Raw genomic sequence first — 410 nt, 5'->3', positions numbered from 1 at the left:
GACTCGATGGTGCGGAAAGTGGCCGAGCATTCGATATTGGTACACTGGTGATAACGCTGTTTGACGTTTTCCGACAGATAACGGCTGGTACGGACGTGCGCGGTCTTTTTGCAGAACGGGCAGTGAAACATGATTCAGCCCTCTGCCTGTTCGTGGTCTTTTGCGGCCAGTTCAGCGGCAAGCTTCATCCGTCTGGCCGGGCTTCTTAACAGCGCCATATCAACCCCGGTTATGACCGGGCGATTCATGCCCGTTACGGACAGAACCGGCTCCTGCTCCATATCAAAATGATACAGGGCTGACTGCAGATTCAGGGCATCACCCAGCTCGCGGGTCACGGTCGCACGCGGCGAGGTTTCTCCGCTCATTTCCAGCGACCGTATACGCAACAGAAAGGCACGTAACAGTGC

At 55.9% G+C, this 410-nt stretch carries 2 pseudogenes; both read right to left on the bottom strand.

Annotation, left to right across the window (positions count from 1 at the left end):
- A pseudogene (locus OGY71_RS00260) lies at positions 1 to 131 on the bottom strand (STY4826 family bacteriophage gene regulatory protein); the annotation flags it as partial.
- 3 nt (positions 132 to 134) lie between these two features.
- A pseudogene (locus tag OGY71_RS00255) lies at positions 135 to 410 on the bottom strand (capsid protein); the annotation flags it as partial.

It is taken from the genome of Citrobacter sp. Cpo109, assembly GCF_030332565.1.
In the GTDB taxonomy this organism is placed as follows: Bacteria; Pseudomonadota; Gammaproteobacteria; order Enterobacterales; family Enterobacteriaceae; genus Citrobacter; species Citrobacter portucalensis.
Note: the sequence above shows the minus strand (reverse complement) of the source record. Positions and strands in the feature narration are given on the sequence as shown.